The sequence below is a fragment of the uncultured Amaricoccus sp. genome, assembly GCF_937891315.1.
Taxonomy (GTDB): domain Bacteria; phylum Pseudomonadota; class Alphaproteobacteria; order Rhodobacterales; family Rhodobacteraceae; genus Amaricoccus.
Map to the genome: position 1 here is coordinate 1 of NZ_CALAGI010000110.1, position 14394 is coordinate 14394.

Annotated in this window: 14 protein-coding genes; 10 read left to right on the forward strand and 4 right to left on the reverse strand. The window is 69.5% G+C overall.

Translation table 11 applies throughout. The annotated features are described in order from the left end of the window. Positions 1 to 283: 283 nt before the first annotated feature. Positions 284 to 970, reverse strand: a complete 687-nt coding sequence (locus Q0480_RS10300) for a thermonuclease family protein (protein ID WP_299132620.1) — start codon at positions 968 to 970, stop codon at positions 284 to 286. 203 nt (positions 971 to 1173) lie between these two features. On the opposite strand from Q0480_RS10300, the gene Q0480_RS10305 reads away from it, so the two are divergent. Beyond that, positions 1174 to 1593: a hypothetical protein gene (locus tag Q0480_RS10305; RefSeq protein ID WP_299132622.1), complete on the forward strand. Its 420-nt coding sequence runs from the start codon at positions 1174 to 1176 to the stop codon at positions 1591 to 1593. A gap of 93 nt (positions 1594 to 1686) precedes the next feature. Here Q0480_RS10305 and dksA read toward each other — a convergent pair whose 3' ends face one another. Next, positions 1687 to 2109, reverse strand: a complete 423-nt coding sequence (gene dksA / locus Q0480_RS10310) for an RNA polymerase-binding protein DksA (protein WP_299132623.1) — start codon at positions 2107 to 2109, stop codon at positions 1687 to 1689. Positions 2110 to 2311: 202 nt separating this feature from the next. Here dksA and Q0480_RS10315 point away from each other — a divergent pair, with 202 nt between their 5' ends. The 7 genes from Q0480_RS10315 to Q0480_RS10345 all read left to right on the forward strand — a co-directional run bounded on the left by Q0480_RS10315 (position 2312) and on the right by Q0480_RS10345 (position 8310). Beyond that, on the forward strand, positions 2312 to 3154 hold the full coding sequence (locus Q0480_RS10315; protein WP_299132625.1) for a MoxR family ATPase: 843 nt from the start codon (positions 2312 to 2314) through the stop codon (positions 3152 to 3154). A gap of 78 nt (positions 3155 to 3232) precedes the next feature. Further along, positions 3233 to 3538: a hypothetical protein gene (locus Q0480_RS10320; protein WP_299132627.1), complete on the forward strand. Its 306-nt coding sequence runs from the start codon at positions 3233 to 3235 to the stop codon at positions 3536 to 3538. Between the two features lie 31 nt (positions 3539 to 3569). Further along, positions 3570 to 4010: a GNAT family N-acetyltransferase gene (locus tag Q0480_RS10325; RefSeq protein ID WP_299132629.1), complete on the forward strand. Its 441-nt coding sequence runs from the start codon at positions 3570 to 3572 to the stop codon at positions 4008 to 4010. 11 nt (positions 4011 to 4021) lie between these two features. Then, the gene (locus tag Q0480_RS10330; protein ID WP_299132631.1) at positions 4022 to 5410 is read left to right on the forward strand and encodes a DUF2927 domain-containing protein; all 1389 of its coding nucleotides are present in this window, start codon (positions 4022 to 4024) and stop codon (positions 5408 to 5410) included. Between the two features lie 10 nt (positions 5411 to 5420). Beyond that, entirely contained in the window at positions 5421 to 5591 is a 171-nt protein-coding gene (locus Q0480_RS10335) for a hypothetical protein (RefSeq protein ID WP_299132632.1), read from the forward strand. Positions 5592 to 5593: 2 nt separating this feature from the next. Then, positions 5594 to 6781 carry a VWA domain-containing protein gene (locus tag Q0480_RS10340; protein WP_299132633.1) on the forward strand — a complete coding sequence of 396 codons (1188 nt, stop codon included), beginning with the start codon at positions 5594 to 5596 and terminating at the stop codon, positions 6779 to 6781. Beyond that, a complete protein-coding gene (locus Q0480_RS10345; protein WP_366940841.1) occupies positions 6778 to 8310 on the forward strand; it encodes a class I adenylate-forming enzyme family protein in 1533 nt (510 codons plus the stop codon). Before Q0480_RS10340 ends, Q0480_RS10345 begins: the two co-directional genes overlap by 4 nt. Positions 8311 to 8464: 154 nt before the next feature. Here the strand turns inward: Q0480_RS10345 and mfd are convergent, their stop codons facing one another. Beyond that, a complete protein-coding gene (gene mfd / locus Q0480_RS10350; RefSeq protein WP_299132634.1) occupies positions 8465 to 11941 on the reverse strand; it encodes a transcription-repair coupling factor in 3477 nt (1158 codons plus the stop codon). Between the two features lie 46 nt (positions 11942 to 11987). Next, positions 11988 to 12494: a component of SufBCD complex gene (locus Q0480_RS10355; RefSeq protein ID WP_299132635.1), complete on the reverse strand. Its 507-nt coding sequence runs from the start codon at positions 12492 to 12494 to the stop codon at positions 11988 to 11990. Between the two features lie 146 nt (positions 12495 to 12640). Between Q0480_RS10355 and hemB the strand changes: the two genes are divergently transcribed. Together hemB and Q0480_RS10365 are read left to right on the forward strand one after the other, a co-directional pair. After that, positions 12641 to 13645 (forward strand): porphobilinogen synthase, encoded by a 1005-nt coding sequence (hemB, locus tag Q0480_RS10360; RefSeq protein ID WP_299132636.1) that lies wholly within the window; start codon positions 12641 to 12643, stop codon positions 13643 to 13645. Between the two features lie 139 nt (positions 13646 to 13784). Then, the gene (locus tag Q0480_RS10365) at positions 13785 to 14345 is read left to right on the forward strand and encodes a twin-arginine translocation pathway signal (RefSeq protein ID WP_299132637.1); all 561 of its coding nucleotides are present in this window, start codon (positions 13785 to 13787) and stop codon (positions 14343 to 14345) included. The last annotated feature ends 49 nt before the right edge of the window (positions 14346 to 14394 follow it).

Here is a 14394-nt window from a genome sequence, read left to right on the forward strand (position 1 = left end):
AGGACGAGGGCGAGACCGGCGACCTCGTCGAGCGCCTGATGGGCAAACGCCCCGAGCTCCGCTTCCAGTACATCACCGAAAACGCGAGGTTCGTCGACGAGGAGGAGCTGGACGTCTGACGTGTGGAAGCGGGCCGCGCCAAAGCCAGCGCTCCAGCCGTGCAACCAATCGCTCGGCCCGCGCGATCCACTATGCAAAGCGCTTCGCCCCATCGAGGCATGACCGCCCTCGCGCAACTCCACCCCCACCGCGAAAAGCCGGCTCAACCCGGCGCGGCACGCCCCTACCCGCCGCCGCCCACCGGGCGCCAGCCGGCGGCCCTGGCTTCGGTCTCGTCGCAGAACCAGCGCTGGCCCTTGGCTTCGTTCACATGCACGCGGGCGTACCAGCGTGAGTCCGGTGTGTGATAGATCCGCTCGCCCCTGGCGTTGATGTTGCCCTTGATCCGGCATTCGCGGTCGGCCGCGTCGTCGCCGCCGGAAGCCGGCACGAAGGCGCGGGCGCGGTAGCTCCAGGCCACCTGGGCCTCGCCCTGCCAGAGCCCGCGGCGGTCCGCGCGGGCCAGCGCCTCGGTCTCCACATAGGCCACGCTGTAGCGGGTGTAGGCCCAGGCGAGCCCCTCGGCCACCATGACGCCGCCGAGGTCGCGCCCGCCGGCGCGGCAGCGGGCGACGGTCCGGTCGTAGCGGTCGCGATCCACGGGCGCGCAATGCACGCGCTGGCCCGCGACCAGCGCGGTCAGCCGGGCGCGGGCGGCGGCGCCGCAGGCCCAGTCGCGACCGCGGGCATCGACGCAGGTCTGCGCCTTCTCCGGCGCGTCGATGCCGAACAGCCGGACATGCGCGTCGCCGATCACCAGCGTGTCGCCGTCGCTGACCCGCGCCACGCCTGCCAGATCGGCGCCCCGCGTCGCCGGCCCGAGCGTCAGCGCGCCCATGAGAAGCCCGATCCCGATCGTCGCCCGCCGCATGCCGCAGCCCTTCCCGCCCTTGGGTCGCGCCATTGGCACGCGCCGGGACAAAGGTTTGGTTAACGGGCCGAGGGATACGCCGCGCCACCGCGGTTGAAAAGCGCGCTGAAACCGACGGTTCGCGGTCGTGATCGGGGAACACTGGCGAGCCGGACGGCCGGGCGCTATGGTCGCGCGAAAGGCACGGCCGAACCGGAGCGAACATGCGCCTGACTCTTGTCCCCCTTCTCGCCGCCCTCGCGCTCCCCCTCGCGGCGCGCGCCGCGGACAGCATCGCCGACGCGGTCAATATCCCGCCCGACGAATGGGAAGCGATGGCCATGGGGCGGACGCTTACCTACCGGATCAACGGCCAGTTCTGGGCACTGGAGCATTACTATCCCGGCACCAATCGGGTGACGCTGCAGGTCAATGACGGCAGCTGCCTGCAGGGCACCTGGGACTACGAGGCGCCGCGCTATTGCTTTCACTGGGATGGGCAGGGCACCGCCTGCTTCCGGCACGCGCGGCTCGGCGATCAGATCCTGATCATCGAAACCCTGGACGGCCAGGATACGCCGATGACCCAGACGATGACCGACGTCACCGACACGCCCCTGACCTGCGCCCCCGTCACCAGCTGACGACGAAGGCAGGCGCCGGAGGTCAACGCACCGGGACCGCCAAACGAGCGATCCCCGGGGGATCAAGCTGGAGTTCGGCCCGCCGGACCGTGGTCAGTCGTCGCGGTGCACGCGCTCCTTGCGCTCGTGGCGTTCCTGCGCCTCGAGGCTCAGGGTCGCGATCGGCCGGGCATCGAGTCGGCGCAGCGAAATCGGCTCGCCCGTCTCCTCGCAATAGCCGTAGCTGCCGTCTTCGATCCGGCGCAGCGCCGCGTCGATCTTGGAGACGACCTTGCGCTGCCGGTCGCGGGTGCGCAGTTCCAGCGCGCGGTCCGTCTCCTCGGAAGCGCGATCGGCGATGTCGGGGATATTTCGGGTCCCCTCCTGCATCGTTTCGATCGTGCCCTTGCTCTCGGCCAGGATAGACACCTTCCAGGCAAGCAGCTTGCGCCGGAAATAGTCGAGCTGGCGGGGGTTCATGAAGGGTTCGTCTTCGGTTGGCTGGTACTCGACGTCGAACTTGGTTTCGGCCTTCATCGACTAGTCACCTCACATAACACGTCTGCCGAACAAACCGCCCTCGGGTCTCGCTTGAGCGGATCGCTTGGCCCCGACCGTTTCGCCGCCTCCCGATATAAGGTTTGGTGAAGCTTGTCACGCGGAACATAAGGAAACTTGCCTAACGATCGCGGGATGTTAGGGTAACCGCCGCGAAGTCGGGCAACGGGCGGAAGAATCGATGAAATTCACCGGGACCGAGCATTATGTCGCGACGCCCGACATGACCGTCGCCGTTAACGCGGCGATCACTCTGGAGCGCCCCCTGCTCGTCAAGGGAGAGCCCGGCACCGGCAAGACGGAACTCGCGCGCCAGATCGCGGCCAGCCTCGGTCTGCCGCTGATCGAATGGCATGTGAAATCGACCACCAAGGCGGCGCAGGGCCTCTATGAATACGACGCGGTCAGCCGGCTGCGCGACAGCCAGCTCGGCGACGAGCGCGTGCATGACGTCCGCAACTACATCCGCCCCGGCCCGGTCTGGCGGGCCTTCACCGCGCCGGACAAGGTCGTGCTGCTGATCGACGAGATCGACAAGGCCGATATCGAGTTTCCGAACGATCTGCTGCAGGAACTCGACCGGATGGAGTTCTTCGTCTACGAGACCGGCGAGACGGTCCGGGCCGTCAGCCGCCCGATCGTCATCATCACCTCGAACAACGAGAAGGAACTGCCGGACGCCTTCCTGCGCCGTTGCTTCTTCCACTATATCCGCTTTCCCGACACCGAGACGCTGGCGCGCATCGTCGATGTGCATTTCCCCGGCATCAAACCGGGGCTGATCCGCGCCGCGCTGACCGAATTCTTCGAAATCCGCGAGACGCCGGGCCTGCGCAAGAAGCCGTCGACGTCGGAGGTACTCGACTGGCTGCGCCTGCTGCTGGCCGAGGATCTGGCACCCGAGGATCTGCGGCGCGACGCGGCGAGCGCCCTGCCCCGGCTGCACGGGGCGCTACTGAAGAACGAGCAGGATGTCCATCTGTTCGAACGTCTCGCTTTCCTGACACGCGGTCGGCGGCCATGATCATCGCCCGTGCATTGGCGCGTGACACCGGCCGCCGCCCATGCCATTGTGCAGTGCAACATAAATGGAGGACAGATGATGGGCCGCATTTGGAGCTACCCCGAGTTCCTGAATTCATGGGTGAAACTGACAACCGCCTGCGTCGACATCAGTCTGAACGCCAGCGAAGTGATCTTTCGCCGCACAATGAAGATCGCCTCCGGCGAGATGAGCCGGCCCGAGGCGGTGGCGATGGTGCTGGAGAAGGCGACCGCCTTCGCAAGCGCAACAGAGCGGGCGACGGTCGCGGCGGCTCGCGGCGGGGACGCGATCGGCATCGCCTCGGCGGCCCTGAAGCCCTATCGCACCAAGACGCGGTCAAACGCCCGCCGCCTGCGCGGCTGATCCAGACACGTACGGCGAGCGGGTCGAGGCCATGACGGTCTCGATTCGCCCGATCGCGCCGTCGGACGAGGTCGCGTGGCGGTTGCTGTGGCGCGGCTATCTCGACTACTACGAGACGGTGCTCGACGATGAAATCTACCGGGCCAGCTTTGCCCGGCTGACCGACCCCGCGGTGACCGACTATCACGGTCTGCTCGCGCTGCTTGATGGCGCCCCCGTCGGTCTCGTGCACTACATCTTTCATCGCCATGGCTGGCAGATCGAGGAGGTCTGCTATCTGCAGGATCTCTACGTGGTACCCGAGGCGCGCGGCACGGGCGCCGGGCGCCGGCTGATCGAGGCGGTCTACGCCGCCGCCGACGCGGCCGGACGGCCGAATGTCTATTGGCTGACCCAGACCTTCAATACCACCGCGCGCCAGCTCTATGACCGGGTGGGAACCGCGACCCCCTTCATCAAATACCGCCGCTGAGGGAGGCGTCCATGCGCGCTCGCCAGCCCGCCGCCCTCGCGCCGAGCGCATACGCGCCGCCGCTGCTGATCGCGCTGCTGACGGCGTTCCTGCTCGCCGGTTGCGCGGTCGCGCCGACGCAGGGGCCGGAGCTGAGCAGCGTGCGCTTCGCGCCGCAGACGCTGCCAAAGGGCATCGCCCGCTCGAACCGCGATCTGGCACAGGATTTCCTCGACCTCACCTTCGCGCTCGAAAGCGGCGAACCCCTGCCGGCGCTGCTGCGCTACGAGACACCGGTCCGGGTCTATCTGCGCTCGCCCAGCCTCGCGAGCTATCGCCCGGATCTCGAGGCGCTGCTCCATCGGCTGCGGGTGGAGGCCGGCATCGACATCGCCGAGACCCGCGATCCCGAGCAGGCACAGATCTTCATCGAGGCGGTGCCGGCCTCGCGCATCGCCCGGGTGTTCCCGACCGCCGCCTGTTTCATCGTCCCCGGGGAACGCGACTGGCAAGGCTTCCAGAGCCGGCGCGCCGAGACCCATCCGCGCTGGTCCGAACAGAAAAGCCTCGGCGAGGCGGCGATCTTCCTGCCGCTCGACACCACGCCGCAGGACGTGCGCGACTGCCTCGCCGAGGAGATCACCCAGGCGCTGGGCCCCGCGAACGATCTGTATCGCCTGCCGGATTCCATCTGGAACGACGACAATTTCCACGGCGCCCCGACCGCCTTCGACATGACGATCCTGCGCGCCCTCTACCAGCCTGAACTTCGCAGCGGCATGACGCGAAAGGAGGCCGCGGCGGTCCTGCCCCGCGTTCTCGACAAGGTGAACCCCAAGGGCCGCCGCCTGCCCCGCCAGCCACGCCAGCCGGAGTCACGGGTTTTCGCCGAGGCGATCGAGGCCGCCCAGGCGCATGACGTCGGCCGCGGCGAACGGCTGGCGGCCGCGCGCCGCGCCGTGCAGAGCGCGGAGGAGATGCGTCCCATCGACCACCGGCTCGGCGTGGCGCTGCTGACCCTCGGCCGGATGAACCTGCGGGGCGACCCCGCGCTCGCCGCCGCGAATTTCACCGAGGCCTACGACCTTTTCCAGACCAAGCTCGGGCCGCATGACATTCGCACGGCGCAGGCGGGCGTGCATATGGCCGCGCTGGCCTCCGGCCTCGGCCAGCCGGAGGCGGCGATCGCGCTCGCCGACAAGCATGTCCCCGACGCCATCGCCGGTCAGAACGCGGTGCTGGTCGCGAGCCTGCTCGCCATCAAGGCCGAGGCGCTGGCCCAGCTCGACCGGCTGCCCGAGGCCGAGGCGGCGCGGCTCGACTCGCTCCGGTGGGCGCGCTATGGCTTCGGCGACGCGGACGGCTCGCTGGGGCGCGAACAGGCCCAGTTGACCGCTCTGCTCGCCAGCCAGAAACAGTAAGGTCCCCCGCATGGTACTGACGCTCGCCTTCGCCATCGGAATGCTGGTCGGCTGGCGGCGCGCGGCCCTCGCCGGTGGCGACCGACTCGACAAGCTGCAATACGCCGCCGCCCACGGCATCGCCCTGACGCTGGCGGTGTTCACCGCCTGGATTCTCGCCGTGCGCTTCGGCTGGCTCTAGGCATGTATACGCGCTTTTTCGAGGATTTGCGCGCCGCCCGGATTCCCGTCTCGCTCCGCGAATATCTCACCCTGCTCGAGGCGCTCCAGGCCCGGATCGCCACCTACGACGCCGAGGCGTTCTACTATCTTGCCCGAGCCGCGCTGGTGAAGGATGAACGGCACATCGATCGGTTCGACAAGGTGTTCGCCGCCACCTTCGGTGGGCTGGAAGCCGAAGGATCGGCGGGCGCTGGCCCCGAAGCGACCGCCCTCCCCGCCGACTGGCTGCGCAAGCTCGCCGAAAGGCACCTGTCGCCCGAGGAACGGGCCGAGATCGAGGCGCTCGGCGGCTTCGACAAGCTGATGGAAACGCTGGCAAAGCGCCTCGCCGAGCAGAAGGGCCGGCATCAGGGCGGCTCGAAATGGATCGGCACGGCCGGCACCTCGCCGTTCGGCGCCTACGGCTACAATCCGGAGGGCGTCCGCGTCGGTCAGGACGAGAGCCGCCACCAGCGGGCGGTCAAGGTCTGGGACAAGCGCGAGTTCCGCGATCTCGACGACGGGGTGGAGATCGGCACGCGCGCGATCAAGCTCGCGCTCCGCCGCCTGCGCCGCTGGGCGCGCGAGGGGGCGGCGGACGAGCTCGACCTGCCGGGGACCATCCAGGCCACGGCGCATCAGGGCTGGCTCGACGTGGTGACGCGGCCGGAACGGCGCAACGCGGTCAAGGTGCTTCTGTTCCTCGATGTCGGCGGCTCGATGGACCCGCATGTGCGCAAGGTCGAGGAGCTGTTCTCCGCCGCCCGCGCCGAGTTCCGCCATCTGGAGCATTTCTATTTCCACAATTGCGTCTACGAGGGCCTCTGGCGCGACAACCGTCGCCGCTGGGACGCGCAACTGCGGACCGAGGACATTCTGCGCACCTATGGCCCGGACTATCGCTGCGTCTTCGTCGGCGACGCCGCGATGTCGCCCTACGAGATCACCCATCCGGGCGGCGCCAACGAACACTGGAACGAGCTCAGCGGCGCCGAGTGGCTGACGCGCGTTCTCGCGGCCTGGAGCCATGCGATCTGGATCAATCCACTGCCGCGGGCGGCCTGGGACTACAACCAGTCGGTCGCGATGATCTCGCGCCTCTTCGGCGGGCGGATGTATCCGATGACGCTCGCCGGCCTCGACGAGGGCATCCGGGAGCTCGCCCGGTGAGCGTCTCGCTGTTCGATCGGGGGCCTTTCGCCCCCTGCCCCGCGCCCTTCAACATGGCCCGTCATACATTCGAGGCCGGTCGCGCGACACCGGACAGGATCGCGCTCGAAGTCGCCCGCGCTCCGGGCGAGATCGTCGAGACCTGGACCCACGGCGCGCTCCGCGAGACGGTGCTGCGCGCCGCCGGTGGTCTCGCGGCCCGGGGGCTCACGCGCGGAGATCGGGTTCTGCTGCGCCTCGGCAATGTCTCCGACTTCCCGATCCTGTTCTTCGCGACGAACGCGCTCGGCGCGGTGCCGGTCCCGGTCTCGGGCCAGCTTACCGCGCGCGAGGTCGCCGGTATCGTCGCCGATCTCGAACCGCGCTTCGCCTGCGTCGGCGCGGGCTTCGAGCCGGCGGAGGGCACGGCCATGATCGGCCCCGGGGAGATCGCCGCGCTGCGCGACGCGCCCCCCGCGGACTTCGCCGGGACGGCGCCCGATGATCCGGCCTTCGTGGTCTATACCTCCGGCACCGGCGGCCGGCCGAAGGGTGTCGTCCTCGCACAGCGCGCGGCCTGGGCGCGGCGCATGATGTGGGAGGGCTGGTACGGGCTGACCCCCGAGGATCGCGTCCTGCACGCGGGGGCCTTCAACTGGACCTTCACCCTTGGCGCCGGCCTGACCGACCCCTGGGCGCGCGGCGCGCGGGCCCTGCTCTATTCGGGGCCGCCCGACCGCGCGGTCTGGCCGGCGCTCGCCGCCGCGCATGGCGCGACGATCTTCGCCGGCACGCCCGGGGTCTATCGCCAGATGCTGGGCGCGAAGGCCGATCTGACCGGCTTCGCGCGCCTGCGCCACGGCCTCAGCGCCGGCGAAGCACTGCCCGCGGCCGTGGCGCGCGCCTGGACGGAAGCGACCGGCAAGCCGATCTACGAGGCGCTCGGCATGTCCGAGATCTCGACCTACATCTCCTTTTCGCCCAACTCTCCGCCCGTGCCCGGCCGCGCCGGTCGTCCGCAGCCGGGGCGCCGCGTCGCCGTGCTCGCCGATGACGGCGAGGAACCGGTGCCGCGTGGCGTGCCGGGCCTGCTCGCCGTGTCGCGCCGCGATCCCGGCCTGATGCTCGGCTACTGGCGGCGACCCGAGGAGACGGCGGCGGTTTTTCGCGGCGAATGGTTCGTCACCGGCGACCGCGCGACGCTGCATGAGGACGACACGCTCGAATATCTCGGCCGGGCCGACGATCTCATGAACGCCGGCGGTTTCCGCGTCAGTCCGGCCGAGGTCGAGGCAGCGCTTCTCGACCATCCCGGCGTCGCCGAGGCGGCGGCGGTGGCCGAGCCCGCGCGGCCCGGCGTCGAGATCATCGCCGCCTATTACGTTCCCGTGACCGACCCCGTCCCGGACGCCGACCTCGCCGCCCACTGCGCCGCGCGCCTCGCCCGGTACAAATGCCCGCGCCGCTTCGTCGCCGTGGATGCGCTGCCGCGAAACGCCGCCGGCAAGCTTGTGCGGCGGGCGTTGCGGCGTGGCGAAACCGGCGATTGACCCCCGCCGTCCTTCGAGCGGCCGGACGCGGAGATCCGCGGGGTCCGCGCCGATTTCAGCCCCGATTTCCCGCGCGTCTCCGACAGCGGCGGCCAGTTCGGATCGCGGCCCGCCGTTCGAGGCGCCCTGTCGGGCACATTCGCCGCCCCCGCGGTCAGGTCCGCTCGCGGACCGCGCCGACCGGCTTTGCCAGCACCGCGAGTTCGCGTGCGACGATGAAGGCCCCAGCGAGGCGAGTCTTCGCGTCCGGCCAGTCCCGACGGAGGACGATCCTGTTGTCCTTGATCACGGCCGCGCCCTTCTGGTCCTGTAGGAAGGTGACGAGGCCGGCGGGATCGGCGAACTTGTCGTTGTGGAACTGCACCGTGGCGCCCTTCGGTCCGCCGTCGAGCCGGGCGATGCCCGCCCGCTTGCAGAGCGCCTTGATCCGCACGACGAGGAGCAGCGTATCGACCTCGGGCGGCAGCGGGCCGAAGCGGTCGATGAGTTCCGCCGCGAATCCCTCCATCTCGACCTTCTTCTCCAGCGCCGAAAGCCGGCGATAGAGGCCGAGCCGCACGTCGAGATCGGTCACATAGGCCTCGGGGATCAGCACCGGCACGCCGAGATTGATCTGCGGCGACCATTCGCCGTCGCCGTCCATCTCGATCTCGCCCGAGCGCAGCTTGGCGATCGCCTCGTGCAGCATGTCCTGGTAAAGCTCGTAGCCCACCTCGCGGATCTGGCCCGACTGCTCTTCACCGAGCAGATTGCCGGCGCCCCGGATATCGAGATCCTGCGAGGCGAGGGTGAAACCGGCGCCGAGGCTGTCGAGGCTGCCGAGCACGCGCAGGCGCTTGGTCGCCTGTGGCGTCAGCTTCTTGCGCGGCTCGGTGGTGAAGAAGGCATAGGCCCGCGCCTTGGATCGTCCGACCCGCCCCCGGATCTGATAGAGCTGCGCAAGGCCGAACATGTCGGCGCGATGCACGACGAGTGTGTTCGCCGCCGGGATGTCGAGGCCGGATTCGACGATGCTGGTGGCAAGCAGCACGTCGTACTTGCCGTCGTAGAAGGCGTTCATCCGGTCGTCGAGCTCGGTCGGCGCCATCTGGCCGTGCGCCACGACAAGCTTCACCTCCGGTATCTGATCGCGCAGGAACTCCTCGACCTCCGGTATGTCGGCGATGCGCGGCACGACATAGAACGACTGACCGCCGCGGTAATGCTCGCGCAGCAGGGCCTCGCGCACCGTCACCGGGTCGAATTCGCTGACATAGGTGCGGACCGCGAGGCGATCGACCGGCGGCGTCGCGATCAGGCTGAGCTCGCGCACGCCCGAAAGGGCGAGTTGCAACGTGCGGGGGATCGGCGTCGCGGTGAGGGTCAGGACATGCACGTCCGAGCGCAGCTGCTTCAGCCGCTCCTTGTGCTGCACGCCGAAATGCTGCTCCTCGTCGATGACGAGGAGGCCGAGGTCGGCGAAGCGGATCGATTTCGCCAGCAGCGCGTGGGTGCCGACGACGATCTCGACCTTGCCCTTGGCGAGGTCGTCCCGCGTCTCGGCCGCGTCCTTCGCCGACACGAAGCGGCTGAGCGGCCGGATGCGGATCGGGAAGCCCCGGAACCGTTCGGAGAAGGTCTTGTAGTGCTGCCGCGCCAGCAGCGTCGTCGGCGCGATCACCGCGACCTGGACGCCTGACATCGCCGCGACGAAGGCCGCGCGCAAGGCCACTTCGGTCTTGCCGAAGCCGACATCGCCGCAGACCAGTCGATCCATCGGCTGGCCCGATTCCAGGTCGCCGAGCACGTCGGCGATGGCGTTCAACTGGTCGTCGGTCTCGGCATAGGGAAACCGCGCGCAGAACTCCTCCCAGACGTGATGCTCCGGTGGCGCCAGAACCTGCCCCTTGCGCAGCGTCCGCTCGGCGGCGAGCCGGATCAGCCGGTCCGCCATGTCGCGGATCCGCGCCTTCAGCCGCGCCTTCTTCGCCTGCCACGCGCCGCCGCCGAGCCGGTCGAGCAGCCCTTCCTCGTGGCCATAGCGGCTGAGCAGCTCGATATTCTCGACCGGCAGGTAGAGCTTGTCGCCGCCCGCGTATTCCAGCGAGATGCATTCATGCGGCGCGCCGAGCGCGGTGATGGTCTCGAGACCCTTGTAGCGCCCGATGCCGTGATCGACATGCACGACGAGATCGTTGGGCGTCAGGCCCGCCGCCTCGGTCAGGAAATTCTCGGCCCGCTTGCGTCGCCGCGGCGCGCGGATCAGCCGGTCGCCAAGGATGTCCTGCTCGGCGATCACGGTCAGTCCCGGCGCCTCGAACCCGTGCTCGAGGCTCCAGACGGCGAGATAGAGGCCGCCCTTCTCGCCCTTGATCTCGTCGGCGCGGGCGATTTCGCGGGCGTCCGTCACACCGCTGTCGGCGAGCAGGCCCGCCATCCGCTCGCGCGCGCCCTTGGAATAGTTCGCGAGCACCACGTCGCAGGTCCGGCGCTTCGCGGCGACATGGGCCGCGACCGCGCCGAAGAGGCTGAGCGCCTCCTGCTGGCGCTCGGGCGCGAAGTCGCGGCCGACGCGCCCGCCCGCGTCGATGATCCCCGGGCCCAGCGGTCGGGGCAGCACCGCGAGCTGGCGGATCGCCCGCCCCGCCAGCGCCCGATCCCAGGCCGTCTCGTCGAGATAGAGGAGATCCGGCGGACAGGGCTTGTAGACGGTCCCGAGCCGCGACTTCGCCGCCAGCGCCGCGACCCGGGTCTCGTAGGCATCGGCCAGTGCTTCCCAGCGGGCATGACGCGTCGGCCCGACCTCGTCGTCGAGCAGGACGGGCGCGCCCGGCAGATAGTCGAACAGCGTCTCGAGCCCGTCGTGGAAGAACGGCAGCCAGTGCTCGTAGCCCTGAAGCTTGCGCCCCGCGCTGATCGCCTCGTAGAGCGGATCGTCGTGGCCCGCCGCGCCGAAGCTCTCGCGGTAGCGGGTGCGGAAGCGCTGGATCGCCGCCTCGTCGAGGATCACCTCGCTGACCGGCGCGAGCTCGACCCGGGCGACCTTCTCGGTGGTGCGCTGGCTCTCGGGATCGAAGCGGCGGGCGCTGTCGAGCACGTCGCCGAAAAGATCGAGCCGCACCGGACCGCCGCGACCGGGCGGAAAGATGTCGATGATGCCGCCACGCACCGCGAAATCGCCGGGCTCGGTCACCGTCGCCGACTGCTGGAAGCCCGCGCCGGCGAGAAAGGCCCGCAGCGCGGCCATGTCAACGCGCTGGCCGACGGCGGCGGTGAAGCTCGCGGCCCGCAGACGTGCCCGCGGCGGCACCATCTGGCTCGCCGCGTTGACCGTGGTCAGCACCACGGCCGGCCGGTCGAACCCGCCCGCGAGCGCGGCCAGCGTCGCCATGCGCGCGGCGGCGATCTCGGGATTGGGCGAGATCCGGTCGTAGGGCAGGCAGTCCCAGGCCGGGAAGGTCAGCACCGGCACGCCCGGCGCGAAGAACCTGAGCGCCGCGCGGATCGCCGACAGCCGGGCATCGTCGCGCGCGACATGGATCACCGGCCCGGCGGCGCGCGCCAGGGTCTCGGCGAGGAAGCGGGCATCGAAACCCTCGGGACAGCCGCCGACGAGCAGCCGCCCAAGGCTCAGGGGCTCGGCGCGGGTCATGGGCCGCGACCTAGCGCAAGCCCTCGGTCGCCGCAAGGCGCGGCGGCTATCGCGGGAACATGTCCGGACGATGCGTGAGCGCCAGCAGCGTCGCGGCGAGGATCGTCAAAACGCAGATCACCTGATTCCAGAACCGCCGCCGGGCCAGCAGCCGACGCAGGTCCGCGCCGCGCGCGCCCTCGCGCCGCGCGCGCGCTGCGAGGGCGAGGGTGGCGACGGCGACCATCGCCATCGGGAAGGTCAGCGCGAAGCCCGCCTGCGCGACCTCCACCCCGAAGCCGAAGCCGAGCACGGCGAGCATGGCAAGGCCGAAGCCGATCAGCGCCGCCGCCGGCCCGCCGACGGTCTCGCGCAGGCCGTTCAGCCGTTCCGCCTGAATGTGGGCGAGGAAATCCACCCGGTCCGCGACCTCCGGCAGGCGGTCGGCGCGCAGGATCATGTCATAGGGAACGCCGAGCGGCCGCTGGCAGATCAGCGCCCAGAGCACCACGGTCAGGATCCAGTACCAGACGCTGTAGAAGCTCACGCCGCTCAGGATATAGGGCTGGATCACCGGATACGCTCGAATATCACCGGGCGATCCTGTGTCGCCCCCGCGATGTGGCCCCGGCGGCTCGCCAGCGTCAACCTCGAAGGCGGGGGGCCTTGAGCGGCGGCGTCGGGCGTGCCAAACCCGGCGGCGCAGTCAAAGGAGGCGCCATGACCCCGCTCGCCGCCCCGTTTCCGCACGGTCGCCCGCGCCGCCTGCGCCGGACGCCGTGGATTCGCGATCTGGTCGCCGAGACGCGGCTCACCCCGGCGGACCTCATCTGGCCGATCTTCGTGCGGGACGGGGTCGATGCCGAGGAACCGGTGGCCTCGCTGCCCGGCGTCTCGCGCCTCAGCCTCGACCGGGCGGTGCGGGCGGCCGGGGAGGCGGCGGAGCTCGGCATCCCTTGCGTCGCGATCTTTCCCTATACCGACGCCAGCGACAAGGATCCGGAGGCGACCGAGGCCTGGAACCCCGAAAACCTCGTCTGCCGCGCGACGCGGGCGATCAAGGCGGCGGTGCCCGAGTTGGGCGTCCTGCTCGACGTGGCGCTCGACCCCTACAATTCGGACGGGCACGACGGGCTGGTGCGCGACGGCGTGGTAATGAATGACGAAACCCTGATCGCACTGCGCCAGATGGCGCTGGTCCAGGCCGAAGCCGGCGCCGATATCCTCGGGCCGTCGGACATGATGGACGGCCGGATCGGGGTGATCCGGCAGGCGCTGGAGGAAAATGAATTCTGCGACGTGGCGATCATGAGCTACGCGGCGAAATACGCCTCCTGCTTCTACGGGCCGTTCCGCGACGCGGTCGGCTCGTCCGGCGCGCTGCGCGGCGACAAGAAGACCTATCAGATGGATCCTTCGAACGCCGACGAGGCGCTGCGCGAGGTGGCGATCGACCTTGCCGAGGGCGCGGACATGGTACTGGTGAAACCCGGCCTGCCCTATCTCGACATCTGCGCCCGGGTGAAGGCCCAGTATCGCGTACCGACCTTCGCCTATCAGGTGTCCGGCGAATATGCGATGATCGAGGCGGCCGCCGCCAACGGCTGGCTCGACGGCGAGCGGGCGATGCTCGAAAGCCTCGCCGCCTTCAAGCGCGCCGGCTGCGACGGGGTGCTCACCTATTTCGCGCCGCGCGCCGCCCGTGCGCTGGCGACGCGGACCTGATCGTTTCGCGCCAGCGGCGGTTCGCGACTCGCGCGAATCAGCGGGTGCTTGGCGCACGTCGGCGAAACGTGTTAACATTTGGCCGGAAACCGACGGTCGATCGGTCAATGACAGAGGCAACGAGCAAAAGGATGCGTCCATGACTTCCTGGACCCGGCGCAGTTTCATGATCGCGGGGGGCGTAGGCCTTGCCGCGTGCACGTCCGAGACCTTGGGCACGGAGGAGAATTCGCGACGCAACGCCATCGACGCCGCGGTGGCGAAGGCGCAGTCCGAACTCTACAATATCCCCGGCGCGGAGCAGTTGAACCAGACCGCGCAGGGCGTTCTCATCATCCCGAACATCAGCCAGGTCGGCTTCTTCGCCAGTGGCGCCTATGGCGAAGGCGCGCTGCTGATCGGTCCGGCGATCGTCGAATATTATTCGATGTCGCTCGCGTCGATCGGCTTCACCTTCGGCGCGGCGCAGTACAATCAGGCGCTGTTCTTCATGACCAGCCAGGCGCTGCAGGACTTCCGACTCGCCGACGGCTGGCAGCTCGGGGTTGGCGGTCAGGTGGTCGGCGGCGAGCAGGGCGTCTCCGCCGGCGTCACCACCACGCGCATCAACCGCCCGATCCAGGAACTCGTCTTCGGCCAGCGGGGCCTGATCGCCGACGCCAGCTTCGGCGGCGCCAAGTACAACCGGATCGTCCGCTAGAGCAATATCCAACCAGACGGAATCGTCTGGTGGCTAAGATATTGCGCTA

Bases quoted from the DNA above. Each gene is read 5' to 3' on its own strand.
- Q0480_RS10335 (WP_299132632.1), top strand. From the start codon at position 5,421: ATGGTACTGACGCTCGCCTTCGCCATCGGAATGCTGGTCGGCTGGCGG.
- Q0480_RS10305 (WP_299132622.1), top strand. From the start codon at position 1,174: ATGCGCCTGACTCTTGTCCCCCTTCTCGCCGCCCTCGCGCTCCCCCTC.
- Q0480_RS10330 (WP_299132631.1), top strand. From the start codon at position 4,022: ATGCGCGCTCGCCAGCCCGCCGCCCTCGCGCCGAGCGCATACGCGCCG.
- dksA (WP_299132623.1), bottom strand. From the start codon at position 2,109: ATGAAGGCCGAAACCAAGTTCGACGTCGAGTACCAGCCAACCGAAGAC.
- Q0480_RS10365 (WP_299132637.1), top strand. From the start codon at position 13,785: ATGACTTCCTGGACCCGGCGCAGTTTCATGATCGCGGGGGGCGTAGGC.
- hemB (WP_299132636.1), top strand. From the start codon at position 12,641: ATGACCCCGCTCGCCGCCCCGTTTCCGCACGGTCGCCCGCGCCGCCTG.
- Q0480_RS10300 (WP_299132620.1), bottom strand. From the start codon at position 970: ATGCGGCGGGCGACGATCGGGATCGGGCTTCTCATGGGCGCGCTGACG.
- Q0480_RS10315 (WP_299132625.1), top strand. From the start codon at position 2,312: ATGAAATTCACCGGGACCGAGCATTATGTCGCGACGCCCGACATGACC.
- mfd (WP_299132634.1), bottom strand. From the start codon at position 11,941: ATGACCCGCGCCGAGCCCCTGAGCCTTGGGCGGCTGCTCGTCGGCGGC.
- Q0480_RS10340 (WP_299132633.1), top strand. From the start codon at position 5,594: ATGTATACGCGCTTTTTCGAGGATTTGCGCGCCGCCCGGATTCCCGTC.
- Q0480_RS10320 (WP_299132627.1), top strand. From the start codon at position 3,233: ATGGGCCGCATTTGGAGCTACCCCGAGTTCCTGAATTCATGGGTGAAA.
- Q0480_RS10325 (WP_299132629.1), top strand. From the start codon at position 3,570: ATGACGGTCTCGATTCGCCCGATCGCGCCGTCGGACGAGGTCGCGTGG.